General features: G+C 65.7%; 14 protein-coding genes and 5 pseudogenes. 10 read left to right on the top strand and 9 right to left on the bottom strand.

The genetic code is table 11. The features are described from left to right. Positions 1-3: 3 nt before the first annotated feature. From coxB to JHW48_RS09050, 5 genes are all read left to right on the top strand, one after another. Positions 4-696, top strand: coding sequence for a cytochrome c oxidase subunit II (gene coxB, locus JHW48_RS09070; protein WP_240637841.1), 693 nt, complete (start codon positions 4-6; stop codon positions 694-696). Continuing rightward, positions 693-3,251 carry a cytochrome c oxidase subunit I gene (locus JHW48_RS09065; RefSeq protein ID WP_119886224.1) on the top strand — a complete coding sequence of 853 codons (2,559 nt, stop codon included), beginning with the start codon at positions 693-695 and terminating at the stop codon, positions 3,249-3,251. The genes coxB and JHW48_RS09065 overlap by 4 nt, the downstream gene beginning before the upstream one ends. Continuing rightward, complete coding sequence (locus tag JHW48_RS09060; protein ID WP_119886223.1) at positions 3,251-3,562, top strand: hypothetical protein; 312 nt, start codon at positions 3,251-3,253, stop codon at positions 3,560-3,562. Before JHW48_RS09065 ends, JHW48_RS09060 begins: the two co-directional genes overlap by 1 nt. Before the next feature lie 97 nt (positions 3,563-3,659). Beyond that, positions 3,660-4,808, top strand: coding sequence for an RsmB/NOP family class I SAM-dependent RNA methyltransferase (locus JHW48_RS09055; protein WP_119886222.1), 1,149 nt, complete (start codon positions 3,660-3,662; stop codon positions 4,806-4,808). A gap of 58 nt (positions 4,809-4,866) precedes the next feature. Beyond that, entirely contained in the window at positions 4,867-6,978 is a 2,112-nt protein-coding gene (locus JHW48_RS09050) for a hybrid sensor histidine kinase/response regulator (RefSeq protein WP_170152286.1), read from the top strand. Here the strand turns inward: JHW48_RS09050 and JHW48_RS09045 are convergent. Beyond that, positions 6,975-7,617 (bottom strand): annotated as a pseudogene (locus JHW48_RS09045) (integrase core domain-containing protein); the annotation flags it as partial. The gene JHW48_RS09050 and the pseudogene JHW48_RS09045 overlap by 4 nt on opposite strands. Positions 7,618-7,627: 10 nt before the next feature. On the opposite strand from JHW48_RS09045, the pseudogene JHW48_RS09040 reads away from it, so the two are divergent. Next, positions 7,628-8,793, top strand: a pseudogene (locus tag JHW48_RS09040) (IS3 family transposase). Between the two features lie 30 nt (positions 8,794-8,823). On the opposite strand, the pseudogene JHW48_RS09035 reads toward JHW48_RS09040, so the two are convergent. After that, positions 8,824-9,279, bottom strand: a pseudogene (locus JHW48_RS09035) (transposase family protein); the annotation flags it as partial. Between the two features lie 148 nt (positions 9,280-9,427). After that, a pseudogene (locus JHW48_RS09030) lies at positions 9,428-10,625 on the bottom strand (IS3 family transposase). A 145-nt stretch (positions 10,626-10,770) separates the two neighbouring features. Between JHW48_RS09030 and JHW48_RS09025 the strand changes: the two are divergent. Together JHW48_RS09025 and JHW48_RS18665 are read left to right on the top strand one after the other, a co-directional pair. Continuing rightward, positions 10,771-11,592, top strand: a pseudogene (locus JHW48_RS09025) (IS5 family transposase). Between the two features lie 44 nt (positions 11,593-11,636). Next, positions 11,637-12,005, top strand: coding sequence for a hypothetical protein (locus JHW48_RS18665; protein WP_147388138.1), 369 nt, complete (start codon positions 11,637-11,639; stop codon positions 12,003-12,005). Between the two features lie 89 nt (positions 12,006-12,094). On the opposite strand, the gene JHW48_RS09015 is transcribed toward JHW48_RS18665, so the two are convergent. Continuing rightward, positions 12,095-12,852, bottom strand: a protein-coding gene (locus tag JHW48_RS09015; RefSeq protein ID WP_119887477.1) for an IS5-like element ISPaes2 family transposase whose coding sequence is annotated in 2 segments (ribosomal slippage) — positions 12,095-12,528 and positions 12,528-12,852 — 759 coding nt in all. Because the reading frame shifts where the segments join, the coding sequence is not laid out codon by codon here. 191 nt (positions 12,853-13,043) lie between these two features. On the opposite strand from JHW48_RS09015, the gene gph reads away from it, so the two are divergent. Together gph and JHW48_RS09005 are read left to right on the top strand one after the other, a co-directional pair. Continuing rightward, positions 13,044-13,709 carry a phosphoglycolate phosphatase gene (gene gph / locus JHW48_RS09010; RefSeq protein WP_119887476.1) on the top strand — a complete coding sequence of 222 codons (666 nt, stop codon included), beginning with the start codon at positions 13,044-13,046 and terminating at the stop codon, positions 13,707-13,709. 55 nt (positions 13,710-13,764) lie between these two features. After that, a complete protein-coding gene (locus tag JHW48_RS09005) occupies positions 13,765-14,193 on the top strand; it encodes a protein tyrosine phosphatase family protein (RefSeq protein WP_119887475.1) in 429 nt (142 codons plus the stop codon). A gap of 3 nt (positions 14,194-14,196) precedes the next feature. On the opposite strand, the gene JHW48_RS09000 is transcribed toward JHW48_RS09005, so the two are convergent. The 5 genes from JHW48_RS09000 to JHW48_RS08980 all read right to left on the bottom strand — a co-directional run bounded on the left by JHW48_RS09000 (position 14,197) and on the right by JHW48_RS08980 (position 19,963). Beyond that, positions 14,197-14,541 (bottom strand): arsenate reductase family protein, encoded by a 345-nt coding sequence (locus JHW48_RS09000; RefSeq protein ID WP_240637952.1) that lies wholly within the window; start codon positions 14,539-14,541, stop codon positions 14,197-14,199. Between the two features lie 143 nt (positions 14,542-14,684). After that, complete coding sequence (locus JHW48_RS08995) at positions 14,685-15,989, bottom strand: DUF3422 family protein (RefSeq protein ID WP_119887473.1); 1,305 nt, start codon at positions 15,987-15,989, stop codon at positions 14,685-14,687. Between the two features lie 124 nt (positions 15,990-16,113). Next, a complete protein-coding gene (locus JHW48_RS08990; protein ID WP_119887472.1) occupies positions 16,114-17,556 on the bottom strand; it encodes an NAD(P)(+) transhydrogenase (Re/Si-specific) subunit beta in 1,443 nt (480 codons plus the stop codon). A gap of 10 nt (positions 17,557-17,566) precedes the next feature. Next, positions 17,567-19,141 carry a Re/Si-specific NAD(P)(+) transhydrogenase subunit alpha gene (locus JHW48_RS08985; RefSeq protein WP_119887471.1) on the bottom strand — a complete coding sequence of 525 codons (1,575 nt, stop codon included), beginning with the start codon at positions 19,139-19,141 and terminating at the stop codon, positions 17,567-17,569. A 198-nt stretch (positions 19,142-19,339) separates the two neighbouring features. Beyond that, positions 19,340-19,963: a hypothetical protein gene (locus tag JHW48_RS08980; protein ID WP_205961976.1), complete on the bottom strand. Its 624-nt coding sequence runs from the start codon at positions 19,961-19,963 to the stop codon at positions 19,340-19,342. Between the last annotated feature and the right edge of the window lie 14 nt (positions 19,964-19,977).

Genomic DNA, 19,977 nt, shown 5'->3' with positions numbered 1-19,977 from the left:
CTGTTGGCCGCCTGTGGCGGCCCGCTGAGCACCCTGGACCCATCTGGCCCGGCGGCGCGCCAGATCGCAACCCTGTGGTGGGTGATGCTGCTGGGCAGCGCCGCGATCACGCTGCTGGTGGGGGTGATGATCTGGATGGCCTTCCGCCGCCATGCCGACCCGGACGCGCCGCGCGAGCGTTCGGCGCGGTTCTGGATCTTTGGCTGGGGCCTGGGCTTCACGTTGACGGTGCTGACGCTGCTGCTGGGCTATGCGCTGTTCGTGGGCGAGCGGATGCTGGCGCGCGACGACGACACGATCCGCGTCGGCGCCGAGGCCCGGCAATGGAGCTGGAGCTTCGTGCAGCCCGACGCCACAGGCCAGCCCGTCACGACCGAGGGTGTCCTCTATGTCCCCGCGGGCGAGCCCTTCGACGTGGCCATCACCGCGCAGGACGTGATCCACAGCTTCTGGGTGCCGCAGCTGGGCGGCAAGATGGACGCCATTCCGGGCCGCACCAACCTGCACCGCCTGATGGTCGAACAGCCCGGCACCTATGAGGGCCTCTGCGCGGAATTCTGCGGCATCGGCCATAGCGGGATGCGCTTTCTGGTCGTGGCCTATGACCCGGCGCTGCCCTTGCCCGAATTCCTCGATGCCGACCAGCTGGAGCTGGCCGCGCAGGACGACATGACCGCCCAGGAGACCCGCCCATGACCGACGCCACCCATTCCGGCACGGCCTCCGGCGTCCTGCCCGACGGCACCGCCATCGACCGCGCGGATATCGCAACGAACCCCCCGCAGCGCGCGCTGCACCTGCATCGCGAGCTGGACCGGGTCTGGGCGGACCTGCCCGGCTGGCGGGGGTTCTTCACCTCGGTGAACCACGGCACGATCGGGCTGCGCTTCATGGCGACGTCCTTCGTCTTTTTCGCGATCGGCGGCGTTCTGGCCATGCTGATCCGTGCCCAGCTGGCCACCCGCGAGGGGGCCTTCCTGGACACGGATCTGTACAACCAGATCTTCACCATGCACGGCACGATCATGATGTTCCTGTTCGCCATCCCCATGCTGGAAGGGCTGGGACTGTGGCTGTTGCCAAAGATCCTGGGCGCAAGGGACATGGCCTTTCCCCGGCTCTCGGCGCTTGGTTATTTCTGCTATCTGTTCGGCGGATCGGTGATCGTTCTGTCGCTGCTGTTCGGGGTGGCGCCGGATGACGGCTGGTTCATGTACACGCCGCTGTCGGACCGGACCCACTCGCCGGGCGTGAATGCCGATGTCTGGCTGCTGGGCGTGACCTTCGTCGAGATCAGCGCCATGGCCGCCGCGGTCGAGATCACCGTCACCATCCTGCGCTGCCGCGCGGCGCATATGCCGCTGACCCGGATGCCGCTGATGGGGTGGTATCTGCTGGGCACCAGCGTGATGATGCTGGTGGGCTTTCCGCCGCTGATCCTGGGATCCATCCTGCTGGAGGTGCAGCGCGCCTTCGACTGGCCCTTCTTCGACGTGGCACGGGGCGGCGATCCGCTGCTGTGGCAGCACCTGTTCTGGCTGTTCGGCCATCCCGAGGTCTATATCATCTTCCTGCCCGCCGCGGGTGCGCTGTCGACGATCATTCCGGTCCTGTCGCGCACGACGATCCTGGGCTACGGCGCCATCGTGGCGGCGATCATCGGGCTGGTCTTTCTGTCCTTCGGGCTGTGGGTGCACCACATGTTCACGGTGGGCATCCCGCATATGGCGCTGGCCTTCTTCAGCGCCGCATCCGCGCTGGTGGCGGTGCCGACGGCGGTGCAGATCTTTGCCTGGATCGGCACGATGTGGGACGGCAAGGTGCAGATGCGGCTGCCGATGCTCTATGTCATGGGGTTCTTTGCGACCTTCGTGATGGGCGGGCTGACGGGCGTGATGCTGGCCATGGTGCCCTTCAACTGGCAGGCCCATGACACGGCCTTCGTCACGGCGCATCTGCATTACGTGCTGATCGGCGGCTTCGTCTTTCCGATGCTGGCGGCGGTCACCTACTGGATGCCGCTGATCTGCGGGCGCTGGCGCATCCGCGGCCTGGGCGAGGCGGCCTTCTGGCTGATCCTGATCGGGTTTCACGGCACCTTCTTCCTGATGCACCTGACGGGCCTTCTGGGCATGCCGCGCCGCATCGACGTCTATCCGGGCAATCCGGAATGGGAATGGCTGAACCTGACCTCCTCGGTCTTCGGGATGATCCAGTCGGCGGGCTTTGCGCTGTTCGCCTTCGACATCATCATGCAATGGCTGTTCGGGCGGCGCAGCTGGCGCAACCCGTGGAAGGCGCCGACGCTGGACTGGGCGATGCCGGTGCCGTCGCCCTCCTACAATTTCGCCTCGTTGCCGGGGCCGCGCCAGCCCGACGCGGATGCGATCCTGCCCTTGGCGCGGGGCGAGGGGTTGCTGCCCGGCGCGCCGCGCGGCCTGCGCGAGACCTTGGTCGTCGAGCCCGCATCCGGCCGACCCCAGCATGTCGCGGTCCTGGCCACGAACACGGCCCTGCCGGTCCTGACATCGGCCGCGATCGGCAGCTTCTTCGGCGCGATGCTGCTGGGGTTCTATTGGCTGGCGCCCTTGGGCATCCTGGCCACGATCATCGTCGCATGGCGGTGGGGGGCGATCATGGGATCGACCGAGGATCGGGCGCCCGCGCAGGTGGCCCCGGACCTGCATCTGCCGCTGCATTTCCAGGTCCGCAACACGCTGGCCCTGACGGGGGCGGTGGCGCTGCTGGTGGGGGATGCGACGCTCTATGCCTCGCTGCTGTTCGGGGTGGGCTTTCTGACGGTCGTGGCCCCCGGCTGGCCCGCCCCGCCGAGCGGGCTGGAGATGCCGGTCCTGGTCGCGGGGCTGGCCGCCGTCGCCGCGATGGCGGTCGGATCGGTCGCCGCCCGTCTGGCCGAGGCGAACCGCGCCCGCCCCTCGGGGCATCTGTGGACGCTGGTCGGCACCGGCATGGCGGTCCTGGCGCTGGTCATGCTGGGCGTGGTGGCGATGGGCCTCGATGATCCGACGCGTCATGCGCGCGACGCGCTGCGCGGTGTGGTTGTCGGCTTTGCCGTGGCGCATGGGGTGATCGCTGGCCTTTTGGCGCTGCGGTCGCATCTGGACCACCGGCAGGGCCGGGTCGGGGCGAACCGCTATGGCGCGATCCCGGGATGGCGGCTGTTCCAGGACTTCTGGCTGGCGACCTCGGCCATCTCGCTGGCGGTGGTGCTGGCGCAGGAGGTGCTGTGATGGGATGGGTCGCGCGCGCGCTGGCAGGCCCGACCCTGTGGGCGGTGCTGTTTTCCGTGGTCTATGCGCTGCACGGGACGGGCTGCAACCTGGGCTGGACGGACCGGTCGGTGCTGTTCACCGATCTGCATCATGCGGCGATGTGGGTGGCTTGGGGGTTGGGGCTGGTCCTGCACGGGGCGCTGGTGGTCACCATGCCAAAGGGGCAGGAGGGGCGGCGGCGCTGGATCATCGTGGCGGGGGCCTGGATCGGCCTCGTCTCCAGTGTCTTTACGCTGTTTCCGGTCATCGCGACGTCCACCTGCTTCTAGATTGAGGATGGGGCCGCCCCTGTGCTAGGGCGGCCCCATTCCATCGGTCAGAGGGTCGGGTCATGACGCAGAACCGCCGCAGCGCCGGGGCCGGGCCGTGACCCCCGGCGCGCGCATCGCCGCAGCCATCACCGTGCTGGACGCGATCCTGTCGGGGCAGGCGGCCGAACGGGCGCTGCTGCGCTGGTCGCGGGCCAGCCGCTTTGCCGGATCGGGCGACCGGGCGGCGCTGCGCGACCTGGTCTTCGGCGCGCTGCGCAGGCGCGACAGCCTGGCCGCGATGGGCGGGGCGATGACGGGCCGGGGGCTGATGATCGGCCATCTGCGCGCGGCGGGGATCGACCCGGCCACGGTCTTCACCGGCGAGGGCCATGCGCCCGCGCCCCTGACCGGGGCCGAGGCCGCGGTGCAGCACCCCGATCCCTTGCCCGACGATCTGCCCGATTGGCTGCGCCCGGTTTGGGGCGCCTCGCTCGGGGCGGATGCGGGGGCGGTGGCCGCCGCGATGACCGATCGCGCGCCGGTCTGGCTGCGCGTGAACCCCCGGCGCGCCACGCCCGAGGCCGCCGCGCGCGCCCTGGCCGATGAGGGGATTGTCACCGAGCCCGCCCCCGATCTGCCCGGCGCCTTGCGCGTCACCGCGAATGAACGCGCCGTCGCGCGCTCGCAGGCCTATCGCGACGGGCTGATCGAGCTGCAGGACCTGTCGCCGCAGCGCGCCTGCGCGGCGCTGGCGCTGGATGACGGGATGCGGCTGCTGGATTACTGCGCGGGCGGGGGCGGCAAGGCGCTGGCCTTGGCCTCGCGCCAGCCGGGGATGCAGGTCGAGGCGCATGATGCCGATCCGCGGCGGATGACGGATATTCCCGCGCGCGCGGCGCGGGCGGGGCTGCGGATCACCGTGACGCAGGCGCCGCGGGGGGATTTCGATCTGGTCGTAGCGGATGTGCCCTGTTCGGGGTCGGGGACGTGGCGCCGGACGCCCGACGCGAAATGGCGCCTGACCCCGCAGGCCCTGGGCGACCTGCAGGCGCTGCAGGCCCGGATCCTGGACCAGGCGGCGGGGCTGGTCGGGCCGGGCGGGCGGCTGGCCTATATGACCTGCTCGCTGCTGGATGGCGAGAATGGCGACCAGGTGCAGGACTTCCTGGCGCGGAACGGCGGTTTCCGGCGGCTGGATCAGCGGCGCTGGACGCCCTTGGACGGCGGGGACGGGTTTTTCATGGCGGTCTTGGGCAGAAATTAACGCTATCTTAAGCATGCCGGGCTATGTCTGGGGAAACGGGCGGGCAAGGAAGGCTGTGATGGCGCATCTGGATGATCGGGCGGGATTGCCGCGTTCGGCGCTGGCGGCGCTGCCGGTGCTGCTGGCGCCGATGGCGGTCGGGGCAGGGGCCTTGGTCGCCTATCCCGAGGCGGTGACGGGCAAGGCCGCGGTGCTGGCCTCGACCGTGGCGGTGGCGTGGTATCTGATGGGCGGCGCGGTCAGCCTGGGACATCTGTCGCGCGGCGTGGCCGCACGCCGGGCCCTGCGCGCCATCCGGGGCGAGGTCGCCGCCGCGCCCGAGCCGATCTGGCTCTGCGACGATAACGGGCAGGTGCTGTTCCAGAACGCCGCCGCCCAGGACGAGTTCGAGGATCTGACCGGCCGTCCGATCCTGGCCCTGATCGCCCGGCTGCGCGCCGATGCCGAGGGGCAGCTGTCCGAACTGACCGCCCGGGCCATGCGCCACGGCAATGCCGATCTGGAACTGGCCGAGGGCGAAGTGCTGTCGCTATCCTGCCTGGCCGATGCGCCGCTGCAGATCTGGTCCTTTCAGCGCGCGGGCATCCAGCCCGACGGGTTCGAGCTGGCGGCCGCGATGGAGGATGACCAGCCCCAGGACGAATTCGACGCGATCCCCGTGGCGATGCTGCGCTTGGCCGCGGATGGGCGGATCCACCGTGCGAACGCCGCCGCGCGCCAGCTGCTGGACGGGCTGATCGCCGAGGATGAGCGCAGCCAGAACCTGGCCGAGCTGCTGGAGGGTCCGGGCCGACCGCTGGCCGGATGGCTGGCGGACCTGGCCGCCGGGCGCGGGGCCAAGGGGACCGAGATGCTGCGCCTGCGCCATCCCGACAGCCGCCAAGGCGAGATGCGCGACCGCCATTTCCAGCTGTCCATGGCGCGCGACCCGTCCGAGCTGGGCCAGCTGATCGCCGTCCTGCATGACGCCAGCGCGCTGAAGACGCTGGAGGCGCAGTTCGTCCAGAGCCAGAAGATGCAGGCCATCGGCCAGCTGGCAGGCGGTGTCGCCCATGATTTCAACAACTTGCTGACCGCGATCAGCGGGCATTGCGACCTGCTGATGCTGCGCCATGACAAGGGCGATCCCGACTATGCCGATCTGGACCAGATCAGCCAGAACGCCAACCGCGCCGCCGCCCTTGTCGGCCAGCTGCTGGCCTTCTCGCGCAAGCAGACCCTGCGGCTGGAGACGATCGACCTGCGCGATACCTTGGCCGACCTGACCCATCTCTTGAACCGTCTTGTCGGCGAGCGGGTGGGCCTGTCGGTGACCTACGACCCCGTGCTGCGCGCGATCCGCGCCGACAAGCGCCAATTGGAGCAGGTGATCATGAACCTCGTCGTGAATGCGCGCGATGCGATGCCGCAGGGGGGCGACATCTCGGTGCGGACCGAGAACGTCCACTTGACCGAGGCGATGAGCCGCGACCGCGTGACCCTGCCAAAGGGCGACTATGTCCGCATTTCGGTCGCCGACATGGGCTGCGGGATCGCGCCGGATCACCTGGGCAAGATCTTCGAGCCGTTCTTCACCACCAAGCGCGTGGGCGAGGGGACGGGCCTGGGCCTTTCGACCGCCTATGGGATCGTCAAGCAGACGGGCGGTTTCATCTTCTGCGACAGCACCGTGGGGCAGGGCACGACCTTCTCGATCTACTTCCCCGCCCATGCGCGAGTGACCGCCCTGGCCGAGCGGATCCCCGCGCCGCGCCCCGCGCCCGAGCTGGCCGCAGGTCCCAAGGGCACCGTGCTGCTGGTCGAGGACGAGGCCCCCGTCCGCGCCTTCGCCGCCCGCGCCTTGCGGCTGAAGGGTTACGAGGTGCTGGAGGCCGATTCAGGCGAGGCTGCGCTGGCCATCCTGAACGAGAAGGGCGCCGCGGTGGACGTCTTCGTGACCGATGTGGTGATGCCTGGGATGGATGGCCCGACCTGGATCCGCGAGGGCAGAAAGATCGTCCCCGAGGCACGGGTGATCTTCATGTCCGGTTATACTGAGGACATCTTTATCGACGGGCAGGTCCCGGTTCCGAATGCTCAGTTCCTTGCTAAACCTTTCACATTGAATGAACTTTTGGGCGTAGTAGCCGTGAAGTTTGCGAGCGGGCCTGAAAGTGCGACATCTCACTAGTTGTTCAGTCCCAGCATCTGGCGGATCGGGTTGATGATGAATCTGTCAGGCTCTGAAGTCCATACCTTGCGGATGTATTCGTAGGGTGTGAGGCCGTTCAGGGTCTTGAGTCTGCGGGCGAAATTGTAAGCTGCAATGAAGTCGGCGAGGTGCGCGCGCAGCTGGTCGTGACTGGCGTAGTGATAGCGCTTGAGTGTCGCGTCCTTGATCGTGCGGTTCATTCGCTCGACCTGGCCATTTGTCCACAGGTGGTTGGGCTTGGTCAGGCGGTGTTCGATACCGCTAGACCATTGTCCTCGGACCGTTGGCGGACAAGGTCTCGCCCTCGCAGATCATGTCGAAGCGCATGGGCCGGGAATAAGGCGTCTTCCGGTTGCAAGGCTGCTCTGCGAACTGGATACCGTTGTCGGTCAGGATCGTATGGATGCGGTAAGGCACGACGTCCAGAAGGTGCTCCAAGAACTCCCAAGCGGTTTTCCTGTTGGCCTTTTCAACCAGTTGAACGACGGCAAACTTGCTCGTGCGGTCAATGGCTACAAAGAGGAAGAGCTTGCCCTCGGCCGTCTGCACCTCGGCAATGTCGATATGGACCTGCATCGGTTTCGTTCCGGTCTTTTGAGAGCGATAGTCGCCATCAATAAGACCGGATATGGCAGCGATACACAGCGACGAGTTCAAGCGGGATGCGGTTCGCATCGCGCTTACCAGTGGCCTGACACGGCGTCAGGTTGCATCTGATTTGGGGATCGGGCTTTCGACGCTCGGCAAGTGGGTTCGGGCGGTTTCGGAGAAAGCCAAGGTGCCCTCGCAGGATGCCGGTCTTCTGCGCGAGAACGAGCGGCTTCGCAAAGAGAACCGCATTCTCCGGGCGGAGAGGGAGGTGCCAAAAAAGCGGCGATGTTCTTCGCGGATCAAAGGCCGTGAAGTTTCAGCATATTGACGAGTATCGCGGCCCCCTGACCCGTAGCCATCTGTGCCGCCTGATGGGAGTTTCGGAACGCGGGCTTTATGCCTGGAAGCACCGGCCTCCATCGCATCGCCAGCGGCGCGACATGGTGCTCTTGGCTCATATCCGCGATCAGCATCGGTTAAGCCTGGGCAGCTAGGGCCGACCACGGATGACCGAGGAGCTGAACGAGCTGGGCATCCGCGTCGGCCAGCGCCGTGTGGGCCGTCTGATGCGCCAGAACGGCATCCAGGTCATTCGCAGCCGAAAGTTCAGGCGCACCACCGACAGCGATCACGCCTTCAACATCGCGCCCAATCTCCTGCAGCAGGATTTCACGGCGAGCGGGCCGAACCAGAAGGGGGCTGGTGACATCACCGTCGCCATTGTCGCTCGGACCGATGGCGCAACAATGGCGACTCTGGACGCGCGAGGGGCGGGTTTATCTGGCCGTGATCATCGATCTCTTCTCAAGGCGGGTCGTGGGCTGGGCCATCAGCAACCGCATGAAGCAGGATCTGGCCTTGCGGGCCCTGAACATGGCGATCGCGATCCGGAGGCCACCGCCAGGTTGCATTCATCACACGGATCGCGGGTCGCAATACTGCGCTCACGACTATCAGAAGCTGCTGCGCAAGCACGGGTTCAAGGTGTCGATGAGCGGGAAGGGCAACTGCTATGACAATTCTGCCGTCGAGAGCTTCTTCAAGTCGCTCAAGGCCGAACTCGTCTGGCGCCGCAACTGGCAAACCCGTCGCGAGGTCGAGATCGCCCTCTTCGAATACATCAACGGCTTCTACAATCCGCGCCGGAAACACTCAGCCCTCGGCTGGAAATCACCCGTGGCCTTCGAACAAAGGGCCGCTTAACATGAGCGCCTGACCGGAACAGAGGCGGCGCAGGTCCAATACGGAAAAACCGATCGGGTAGCGCTTGAACTTCGCACGCTTGAGCTTGTCACCGCCCACGTCCGGCAGTCGCGAGATGCCATGCCGCTGCGGGCATCGGTACAGCGCCGAGCGCGTCAAATGCGGGATCGAGGGCTGAAGTGCGTATAGGCAGTGGTCCAGCGGCAGCAGCGTATGGCGCCGAAACGCGACGATTGCTGCTTCCTCGGCCTCACTCAAGACCGTGGAGCGCGGTTCCTTTTGGCCCGGTCTTGAGGTCCTCGACCGTTTGGCGCTTGCTCCACTTCGCGACGGTCTTGGGATTCATGCTCAGCTCCCGGCTCAGTTGCGCGCGCGAAGCTTGCGATCATTCGGGCCAAGCCTTCGGACCGATGGCGAGCCGGCCCTCATTATTGCAGCTCTGACAGCGTGCGTGGTCGTGGCGCTCCCGTGACGAACTCGTCCCATAATGCCTCCTTCCATTCCCACGAAAGGATTGCACCATCAAACCGTGGGATCAAACAACTAAGCTCCAGACCCATTGATCCTACGGTCTCTAAGTGATTCTGGCTTTGCATGGAAACCTAATTGATGAGCGACTGACTGGCCATTGGTCTTAATAGCCCCGTGTTTCTCGGACGCTTTCACGTCTCATGATCTGCCGTCGCTCGAACTCCGCGGGCGACAGCATTCCGTTTCTCGCGTGCTTGCGCCTCGGGTTGTAGAACATCTCGATGTAATCGAACACGTCCTGCCTGGCGTTTTCGCGCGTCCGGTAGGTCCTCCGCCTGATCCGCTCGCGCTTGAGCAGGTTGAAGAAGCTCTCCGCAACGGCATTGTCATGGCAGTTGCCGCGGTGGCTCATCGAATGCTCAAGATTGTGTGCGCGCAGAAACGCAGCCCAGTCCATGCTGCTCAACTGACTGCCTTGGTCCGAGTAGATCAGCACCTTGTTCTTAGGCCTGCGCCGCCAGACAGCCATGAGCAGGGCCTGCAAGACGACATCTGTCGTCTGACGGCTTTGCATCGACCAGCCGACCACGCGCCGGGAATACAGATCGATGACGACCGCAAGGTAAGCAAAGCCCTCCTGCGTCCGGATGGAGGTGATGTCGGTCACCCAGACCTTGTCCGGGGCCTCGACATCAAACTGCCGGTGGCGGGTGCTATCGACCACGACCGACGGCTTGCCGCCCTAACTGCCGGGGCGGCGCTTATAGCCGATCTGCGCCCTGATTCCCGCAAGCTGCGCCAGTCGGGAAACGCGGTTCGGACAGATACTCTCGCCCTGTTCGACCAGATCGTCATGCCGCTTGCGGTAGCCATAGACCTTGCCGCTCTCCGCCCAAGCCATCTGCAGCAGCTTGGTCTGGCGCCTGTCTTCCTGCGCCCGCTGGCTCACCGGTGTCTTCAGCCACGCGTAGAACCCGCTCGGCTGGATGCGCAGGCACCGGCACATCGCCCGAACCGAAAACTGGCCCCGATGCTCGGCCACGAACGCCGTCGCCATCGGGCTCGAACCAATGGCGCTCCTATGGCTCCACTCACTTTGCATCCCTGGCGAAATACGCGGTGGCCTTTTTTAAGATGTCACGCTCCTCGGACACCCGCACCAGCTCCCGCTTCAGTCGCCGGATCTCGGCATCCTTCTCTTTGTCACCCGACACTGCCTTCGCGAACTTGCGCTTCCAGGCATAGAGCGAGTGCGTGCTCACACCGAGCCGCTCTGAAACCTCCTTCGCCGGATAACCCCGTTCCGTGATCTGCGCGACAGCATCGCGCTTGAACTCGTCCGTGAAATTACCTGTGCCCATCATGGCCTCCTTGCCTCAAAGTTAGCGAAGAAAGCGTCCAGGAAACATGGGGCTATTCAGCTCAGAAACACAACCCGATCAGTAGGCTCTGTTGACAAAAGGGATTCACACCGCAGCGTGGGCGTGATTCAAGCTGGTATCTGCAATGGAAGCCAGCTTGGCACGAGACCTGATGTCGGATGAGGAATGGAAGTTCTTTGGACGGTTCATCCTGACAGTCCGCGCCCCGAACGGACGCAAACCTACCAACCACCACCTTGTTCTTGATGGGATTTTCTGGATCGCGCGCACGGGCTCTCCCTGGCGCGATCTGCCGGAAGGGTTCGGGAAGTGGTCAAGCGTCTACCGCCAGTTCCGGCGTTGGACGCTGGCGGGGCTCTGGGAGCAGATCATGGACGCCCTGAACGAAAGCGGCGCGGTCCCGCATGCACTGCAAATGATCGACAGCACCGTGGTTCGCGCCCATCATCAGGCAGCGGGCGCAAAAGGGGGCTGAGCCATGAGGCGCCACTGGTTCAAGCCCATGGCGAAGGCGACAGGGTTTTGGCCGTTCGCGTGGTGGCTTCACGACCAAGATCCACCTCCTCGTCAACGCAGCAGGGCTGCCTATGAGGACGGAGATCACCGCCGGGCAAACCTCCGACTATCTCGGCTTCGATCTGGTCATGGCCGACAATCTGCCGACACCAAGTGTTCTGCTGGCCGACCGAGGCTATGACGCTGACAGCATTCGAAAGTCCATGGGAAAACGCGATGTCTTGCCCGTCATCCCCATGCGCAAATCGCGAAAAAAGCGCATTGCCGTCGACCGGTCCTTGTATCGTCTTCGAAACCTTGTGAACGGTGCTTCAACAAGCTCAGGAACGCCCGCCGCGTTGCCACCCGTTACGACAAGACTGCGGAGAGCTTCCTAGGCTTCATCGATATCACGTCGATACGCCTTTGGGTCCGCCATTTGTTAACATAACCTAGAAACGGATCAAAGCTTAAAAAGCGCCAGATCCGGCCTAAATGATGGGAAGCACCTACGCTTGCTGTCGTGAACCTGCCCTCGGCATTCCGCATCTTGCAGCCGAACGAGCGTTCGAACTTACGAATGCGGTCCGCCATCTGTCAGGCAATGTTATTGCTGGTAGTGTCATTGTCCTCGGACCCGGTGACACTGCCCCCTTCGAGCATGAGCTGCCGGAAACGCCACTGCAGGTTCGGCTCAGCAGGGTTATGGCGCGCTACAATCGAAATGCTGGCACGATCACCCTGCGTCTCTTCGACAATCTACCGCTTTTCGAGGGTTGTCCGGCACTGTCGACGGCCGCCATCGCGGAAGATTTCGATATCAGACAAAATAGAACCCACCGCGAAGACTATAAAGGGGTATAGTCTGTATTATGTATCATTACCGGTAGGCTCAGGACTTCGGTAACGGGGTTGTCTCAGTCAAGCGGTTTAGGCTCCAGACTCATTAAGTTTCACAGCCAGAACAAGACGGTTGCGGCGAGCATGATCGCTGAGAAGAACGTTTCCGGGCAGCGGTCATAACGGGTTGCGACGCGCCTCCAGTCCTTCAGACGTCCGAACATGATTTCGATGCGGTTACGCCTTTTGTAACGCCGCTTGTCGTATTTGACGACCTTCTTGCGGGACCTCCGTCCGGGGATGCAAACCTTTATCCCCTTGTCTTTCAAAGCGTCTCTGAACCAATCAGCGTCGTAGCCCCTGTCGGCCAGAAGCCACTCAGCCTTCGGCAGGCTGCCCAGCAGCGCCGCCGCGCCGGTGTAATCGCTAACCTGGCCGGCCGACATGAAGAACCCGATCGGCCGCCCCTTCGCATCGGCGACAGCGTGCAACTTGGTGTTCATACCGCCTTTGGTGCGCCCGATCTGGCGCCCGCGCCCCCCTTTTTCACCCCAAGGCTCGAGGCCGTGCGGTGTGCCTTGAGATAGGTCGCGTCAATCATGATCGTCTTGTTCTCGGCGCTCTCGGCGGCAAGGCCGACCATGATCCGGGCAAAAACCCCGTTATCGCTCCAGCGCTTCCAGCGGTTGTAGAGGGTTTTGGCCGGGCCGTATTCCTTCGGCGCGTCACACCACCGCAACCCATTACGATTGATGAAAATTATGCCGCTGAGAACGCGACGATCATCGACCCGGGGCTTGCCATGGCTCTTGGGAAAGAACGGTTTCAGACGCTCCATTTGGGCGTCGCTCAGCCAGTAAAGATTACTCATCGATCAGGTCTCCTTGAGGAGCCTGAATCATGCAAAGACCGTAAGATCAATGGGTCTGGAGCCTAGGGCCTTCGTCTATGTATTTAGTGCCTTCAAATTATCGGTATTTCCTGATGTTGTGAAAGTGACGCAGCTCCTCCTCTGGGAGCAGATGACCTGCCATGACGCGATAGTAGAAAGGCCCCCTGACGATGCCCAACCCCTGCCCCATCGTTCTGGACCTCGACGGCACGCTGATCGACAGCGCGCCGGATATCCATGCCTGCGTGAACGCGGTCCTGCGGCAGCATCGGATCGCGCCGCTCGGCCTGCCCCGGGTGCGCAGCTTCATCGGCGGCGGGGTCGAGCTGCTGTGGTCGCGCATCATGGCCGCCTGCCGGATCGATCCGGCGCATCGGCCCGAACTGATCGCGGCCTTCATGGCGCGCTATCACGACGCGACGGCGCTGACGCGGCTGTTTCCCGGCGTGACCGAGGCCTTGGGGCGGCTAGCCGATGACGGGCACCCGCTCGGGATCTGCACGAACAAGCCGATGGGGCCGACGCGCCATGTGCTGCAGCATTTCGGGTTGTCGCAGCTGTTTCCCGTGGTCATCGGCGGGGACACGCTGCCGAAGCGCAAGCCCGATCCTGCACCGCTTCGGCTGGCCTTCGATCAGTTGGGGGGACCGGGCCTCTATGTCGGCGACAGCGAATTCGACGCCGATTGCGCGGCCGCCATGCCAGCGCCCTTCCTGCTCTTCACCGGCGGATATCGGCTGAAGCCGGAGGCCGAACTGCCCCATCTGGCGGCCTTCGACCGGTTCGAGCAGCTGCCCACCTTGGTGGCCGATGCGGCGATGACGCGACCGGCTTGACAAAAGGCTGGGAAAGACGGCACTTCGAACCCGTTCCGACCTGAAAGGCCAGCCGATGGATTTGCGTCAACTCAGCCCGACATTGGCGGTCTCGCCGCAGATCCAGCCGCAGGACCTGCCCGCGCTGGCCCAAGCCGGATTCAAGGTGCTGGTCAACAACCGCCCCGATGACGAGGTCGGCCCCGAGATCGACCATGACGTGATGGCCCAGGCCGCCGCGGATGCGGGGATGCGCTATCACTACCTGCCCTTCCATCCGGGCCAGATCACCCCCCAGCTGATCGCCGAATTCGGCGAGGCGACAGCGGGCCAGGCGCCGGTCATCGCCTATTGCCGGTCAGGCAACCGCTGCACGGTCCTCTGGGCGCTGAACCAGGCCGGCCGCATGCCCGAGGAGGAGATCCTGCAGACCGCCGATCAGGCCGGATACGACCTGACCGGCATCCGCCCGCTGATCGCCTCGCTGGCCAGCCGCAAGGCGTGACGGTCAGGCGGGCACGCCGAAGGCGCGCTTGACATTGGCCGTCCAGCCCAGGGTCCTCTGATCGCCCGCGCGGATCGCCGGGCGCTTCATGACCGATGGCTTGTCGCCCATCATCGCGACCGGATCGGCGGCGCGCTCCTCCTCGGACATGCCGCGCCAGGTCAGGCTGGCCCGGTTCACGATCTTGTCGCCGAAATCGCGGACCAAGGCCGCGCGTTCGTCGCGGTCCAGCGGCTCGGCCTGGACGTCGCGGAAGGTCACACTCCAGCCATGCTCCTCCAGCGCGGCCTGCGCCTTCTGGCAGGTCGAACAATGGGCCAGGCCGTACATGGTCAGGGTCTTGGACATGGCGCGCCTCAGATGAAGGGGACGAAGGGGACGCCGCAGGCCGACAGGCCAAGGGTCGCCAGCAGGGCAAGGGTCAAGCGCATCGGGTCATCCTTTCATGCGGGTCTGCGCCCGTTATTGCCAGCCGCGCGGGCGTCGACAAGTCAGATCTCGTCATCATGGGGATGGTGCAGGCGCTTGCGGATGCGGCGCATCGCCCACCAGACGGCCAGGATCACCGGCGGCGTCAGCACCGCCACCAGCAGGGCCTTGTCCACCCCCCCTGCCCCCGCCACCGGCGCCAGCGCATAGCCCAGCAGCCCGAGCGCGTAATAGCTGATCGCCACGACCGACAGCCCCTCGACCGTGTGCTGCAGGCGCAGCTGCAGGTCGGCGCGGCGGTCCATGCGATGCATGATCTTCTGGTTCTGGGCGCTGCGTTCCACATCGACGCGGGTGCGCAGCAGCTCGGCCGCGCGGGCGGTGCGTTCCAGCATCGTGCCCAAGCGCCGCTCGGCCGATTTCGCGGTGCGCATCGCGGGCTCGTAGCGGCGGCGCATGAATTCGGTCAACATCTGCAGGTCCATGAACCGTTCCTCGCGCAGGGCCGCGATGCGGTCATGCACGATCGCCTCATAGGCGGCATTCGCGCCGAAGCGGAAGGAATGCTGGACCGCCTGCGCCTCCAGCCGGGTCGAGACCGCCAGCAGATCGTGCAGCAGCTGATCGGCGGGGCGCGCATCATCGGCCATGGATGCCAGGATCGCGGTCAGCTGCGGCTCGAGCTCGTTCAGGTGCCGTGTCAGGTCGCGAGCGCGCCCCAGCCCCAGCATCGACATGGCACGATAGGTCTCCAGCTCGACCAGGCGGTGGACCAGCCGGCCCACGCGGCTGTCCGAGGTGCCGGGCCGGACAAAGACCGCAAAGCGCATCCAGCCATCCGCATCGATCCGGAAATCCCCCGCGATCAGCGCCGTGCGGTCCAGGACCCAGATCGCGGCCAGGCTGTCGGGGGCGAACCAGCCCGCCATCCGCTCGCGCGCCTCGGCCGGATCCTCGGGCAGCAGGTCCACCTGGACCATCACCGCCGCGATGCGCCGCCCCGGCGCGGCCTGCTGCCAGCCCTCGGCAAAGATCGCCGCAGCCGAGGGGTCGAACGGCCGGATCGGCAGGCCCGGCACGGTGGCCATGTAGGACACGAATTCCGTATGGCTTTCCCATTTCAGCGCATGCCGCCCCAGCACCCCCTGGTAATGGCTGCCGGAGGGATCGGGGCGCGGGCCGCCATGGCGTTCGACCAGCTCCTCCAGATGGGCCATGTCCAGGTCGGCATCCCGATTGGCGGCGTCGCGCGGCTCCTTGAAGGCCACGAAGACGGCGGTCCCGGGGGCGGCCAGCCGCGGCGAGGGCCGGGCATGCAGCTCATTGGCCAGCGCATAGCGCAAGGGATGTTCGGTGGCCGGGCTCATCGCATTCCCCCTGTGACGGTGCCCGATGATCGGCCAGGCCCGTGGCCGCGCGCAAGGCCCCCGGATGAAAAAAGGCCCGCCGGTTGGGTGAACCGGCGGGCCTTCCATGCGACGGTCTCGCGGATCAGTCGACCATGGGCAGCAGCTTGTTGATGCTGTCCTTCGCATCGCCATAGAACATCCGCGTGTTCTCCTTGAAGAACAGGGGGTTCTCGATCCCGCTATAGCCGGTGCCTTGGCCGCGCTTGCTGACGAAGACCTGCTTGGCTTTCCACACCTCCAGCACCGGCATGCCGGCGATGGGGCTGTTCGGATCGTCTTGGGCCGCGGGGTTCACGATGTCGTTCGACCCGATGATGATGACGACATCGGTCGAGGGGAAGTCCTCGTTGATCTCGTCCATCTCCAGTACGATGTCATAGGGGACCTTGGCCTCGGCCAGCAGCACGTTCATGTGGCCCGGCAGGCGTCCGGCGACGGGGTGGATGGCAAAGCGCACCTCCTTGCCCGCGGCGCGCAGCTTGCGGGTCAGCTCGCTGACCGCGCCCTGGGCCTGGGCCACGGCCATGCCGTAACCCGGAACGATGACGACGCTGTCGGCCTCGTTCAGGGCGGCGGCCACGCCATCCGCGTCGATGGCCACCTGTTCGCCCTCGATCGCAGCGGCGGGGCCGGTTTCTCCGCCAAAGCCGCCCAGGATAACGCTGACGAAGTTGCGGTTCATCGCCTTGCACATGATATAGGACAGGATCGCCCCCGAGGACCCGACCAGTGCCCCCGTCACGATCAGCAGGTCATTGCCGAGCGTGAAGCCGATCGCCGCGGCCGCCCAACCGGAATAGCTGTTCAGCATCGACACCACGACCGGCATGTCCGCGCCGCCGATGCCCATGATCAGGTGATAGCCGATGAAGAAGGCCAGGAGCGTGATGACGATCAGCCAGAAGATCGCCGGCCCCGTGCCGGTGAAATAGAGCACGCCCAGCAGGATCGACAAGGCCAGCGCGCCCGCGTTCAGCATATGCCCGCCGGGCAGCTTCTTGGGCTTGCCGTCCACGCGGCCCGACAGCTTGCCGAAGGCCACGACGGACCCGGTGAAGGTCACCGCGCCGATGAATACGCCCAGGAACACCTCGATCTTCAGCATGGCGATCTCGGCCGGGGTCTTGTCGGCCAGCAGGGCGGCGAAGCCGGTCCAGACCTGCTCGACCCCCTCGGCGCGGGCGCGCAGCACGCGGCCCAGCTCGATCTGGGCGTTGAAGCCGACGAAGACCGCGGCCAGGCCCACCAGCGAATGCATGGCTGCGACCAGCTGGGGCATCTCGGTCATCTGGACACGCTTGGCGATCAGCCAGCCCGCGGTGCCGCCGATGGCGATCATCACGACCGACAGGAACCAGTTGCCCGCGCCCGGCCCGAACAGCGTGGCGATGACGGCCAGCGCCATGCCCGCGATGCCGTACCAGATGGCGCGCTTGGCGCTTTCCTGTCCCGACAGCCCGCCCAGGGCCAGGATGAAGAGGACCGAGGCGACCACATAGGCCGCAGTGGTGAATCCGTATTCCATTCCTGTCCCCTTACGACTTCTGGAACATGGCCAGCATCCGGCGCGTGACCAGGAAGCCGCCAAAGATGTTGACGCCCGCCATCAGCACGGCCAGCGCGCCCAGCAGCACGACCCACCAGGACCCCGACCCGATCTGCATCAGCGCGCCCAGGATGATGATGGAGCTGATCGCGTTGGTGATCGCCATCAGCGGCGTGTGCAGCGAATGGGCGACGTTCCAGATCACCCGGAAACCGACGAAGCAGGCCAGCACGAAGACGATGAAATGCGACATGAAGCTGGCCGGCGCCACCAGCCCGATCAGCAGCAGCAGCAGGCCGCCCCCCACCAGCAGCTTCAGCTGGTTGGCGGTGTCGGCCTTGAAGGCCGCGGCCTCGGCAGCGCGACGTTCCTCCGGGGTGGGGGCCTTCTTCTTCTCCTTGGGCTTCTGGGCCGCGATGGCTGCGACCTTGGGCGGCGGGGGCGGCCATGTCACGTCATGGTCATGGACCACGGTCGCGCCGCGGATCACGTCATCTTCCATGTTGTGATGGATGACCCCGTCCTTGCCCGGCGTCAGGTCGGCCAGGAAATGCCGGATGTTGTTGCCATAGAGCTCGGAGGCCTGCGCCCCCATGCGCGAGGGAAAGTCGGTATAGCCGATGATGACCACGCCGTTTTCGGTCACGATGCGCTCGTCCGGCACGGTCAGGTCGCAATTGCCGCCCTTTTCGGCCGCCAGATCGACGATGACGCTGCCCTGCCGCATCGCGGCGACCATGTCCGCGGTCCACAGCTTGGGCGCGTCGCGGCCCGGGATCAGCGCCGTGGTGATGACGATGTCCATCTGGGGGGCCAGCTCGCGGAACTTGGCCAACTGCTTTTCGCGGAATTCCGGGCTGGAGGGCGCCGCATAGCCGCCCGTCGCCGCACCGTCCTGCACCGGTTCGTCGAATTCCAGAAAGACGAATTCCGCCCCCATGGATTCGATCTGCTCGGCCACCTCGGGGCGCACGTCGAAGGCATAAACCTGCGCGCCCAGGGACACGGATGCCCCGATCGCCGCCAGGCCCGCGACGCCCGCGCCCACGACCAGCACCTTGGCCGGGGGCACCTTGCCCGCCGCGGTCACCTGGCCGGTGAAGAAGCGCCCGAAATTGTTCGCCGCCTCGATCACCGCGCGATAGCCCGCGATATTGGCCATCGAGGACAGCGCGTCCATCTTTTGCGCCCGGCTGATCCGGGGCACCATGTCCATCGCGATGGCGGTGATGCCCTGATCCTTGGCCTGCGCCAGCAGATCCGCGTTCTGCGCCGGATAGAAGAACGAGATCACCGTCTGACCCGCGCGCATCTGCCCGATCTCGGCCTCGGTGGGCTGGCGCACCTTGGCCAGCACGTCCACCGCGCCGATCAGCGCCGCCGCATCGGGCAGGACGGTGACGCCCGCCTGGCGGTAATCCTCGTCGCGGAACCCGGCCCGCGCGCCGGCGCCGCTTTCCACGAAGACCTCGTGCCCCAGCTTGCCGAGATGCCCGGCCGAGGCCGGGGTGACGGCCACCCGCGCCTCGTTCTCGAAGCCCTCTTTCAATGCGCCAATCTTCATGGCTTCCAATGCCCCCCGGATGGTTGTTCTCGCAGTTGCAGAAGACATAGCACCACGAAAGAATGTTTCACAAGTCCGCCCTCGATATGGCGTGACGTAAGCGCGACCAAGGTCGGAACGTTCCGATCCATGCGCCGGACGTGAAAAGGCCCGGATGCGGCTGCATCCGGGCCTGTCTGGATCGGGCGTGGTGCCGGATCAGTTGGCGGGCGTCGTCGCCGGGGCGGGGCCTGCATCCGGGGTCGCGGCACCGGTGCCGGGCGCGGCCGAGGTGGTGGGTTCGGTCGCATCCGTGCCGGTGGCCGGGGCGGCCGTGTCAGCGGGCGCTTCCTCGATGGTGATCGCCTCGTCAACCGGATCGGCCGCGGGGGCCTCGGTCGCGGGGGTCTCAGCCGCCGGTGCTTCGGTCGCGGGCGCCTCGGTCGTCGTATCGGCCGCGGGCGCTTCGGTCGCCGGTGCTTCGGTGGCGGGCGTCTCGGTCGCCGGTGCGGGGGCCGGAGTCACGGGATCGGTGGTGGTGTCCTCGGTCTCGACCTCGTCCGTGCCGGTGGCGACGGGATCGGTGGCCGGGGGCGTGCCGGTGGTCGTCACGGTGGTCGTGTCGCCTTCGACAACCGTCGAATCATCGGTCATGAAGCGCTGCAGAACGAAATAGGCCAAGGCCAGCGCCAGCAAGACGCCGATGATCAGCGGCAACGCCGAGGACTTGCGCTCGACCGGCTCGACATAGGTTTCACGCTGTGCGGACTGGGTGGGATCGACCGGTTCGACCGGATCGACGGGCTGGCGCGGACGGTTCGGATCGTTGGGATCGTAGCTCATGCTGGGCCTCCAAT

Source organism: Paracoccus aestuarii (genome assembly GCF_028553885.1).
Classification (GTDB): Bacteria; Pseudomonadota; Alphaproteobacteria; order Rhodobacterales; family Rhodobacteraceae; genus Paracoccus; species Paracoccus aestuarii.
Note: the sequence above shows the minus strand (reverse complement) of the source record. Positions and strands in the feature narration are given on the sequence as shown.

Bases quoted from the DNA above. Each gene is read 5' to 3' on its own strand.
- JHW48_RS09065 (WP_119886224.1), top strand. From the start codon at position 693: ATGACCGACGCCACCCATTCCGGCACGGCCTCCGGCGTCCTGCCCGAC.
- JHW48_RS09060 (WP_119886223.1), top strand. From the start codon at position 3,251: ATGGGATGGGTCGCGCGCGCGCTGGCAGGCCCGACCCTGTGGGCGGTG.
- JHW48_RS09050 (WP_170152286.1), top strand. From the start codon at position 4,867: ATGGCGCATCTGGATGATCGGGCGGGATTGCCGCGTTCGGCGCTGGCG.
- JHW48_RS18665 (WP_147388138.1), top strand. From the start codon at position 11,637: ATGATGGGAAGCACCTACGCTTGCTGTCGTGAACCTGCCCTCGGCATT.
- gph (WP_119887476.1), top strand. From the start codon at position 13,044: ATGCCCAACCCCTGCCCCATCGTTCTGGACCTCGACGGCACGCTGATC.
- JHW48_RS09005 (WP_119887475.1), top strand. From the start codon at position 13,765: ATGGATTTGCGTCAACTCAGCCCGACATTGGCGGTCTCGCCGCAGATC.
- JHW48_RS09000 (WP_240637952.1), bottom strand. From the start codon at position 14,541: ATGTCCAAGACCCTGACCATGTACGGCCTGGCCCATTGTTCGACCTGC.
- JHW48_RS08995 (WP_119887473.1), bottom strand. From the start codon at position 15,989: ATGAGCCCGGCCACCGAACATCCCTTGCGCTATGCGCTGGCCAATGAG.
- JHW48_RS08990 (WP_119887472.1), bottom strand. From the start codon at position 17,556: ATGGAATACGGATTCACCACTGCGGCCTATGTGGTCGCCTCGGTCCTC.
- JHW48_RS08985 (WP_119887471.1), bottom strand. From the start codon at position 19,141: ATGAAGATTGGCGCATTGAAAGAGGGCTTCGAGAACGAGGCGCGGGTG.
- JHW48_RS08980 (WP_205961976.1), bottom strand. From the start codon at position 19,963: ATGAGCTACGATCCCAACGATCCGAACCGTCCGCGCCAGCCCGTCGAT.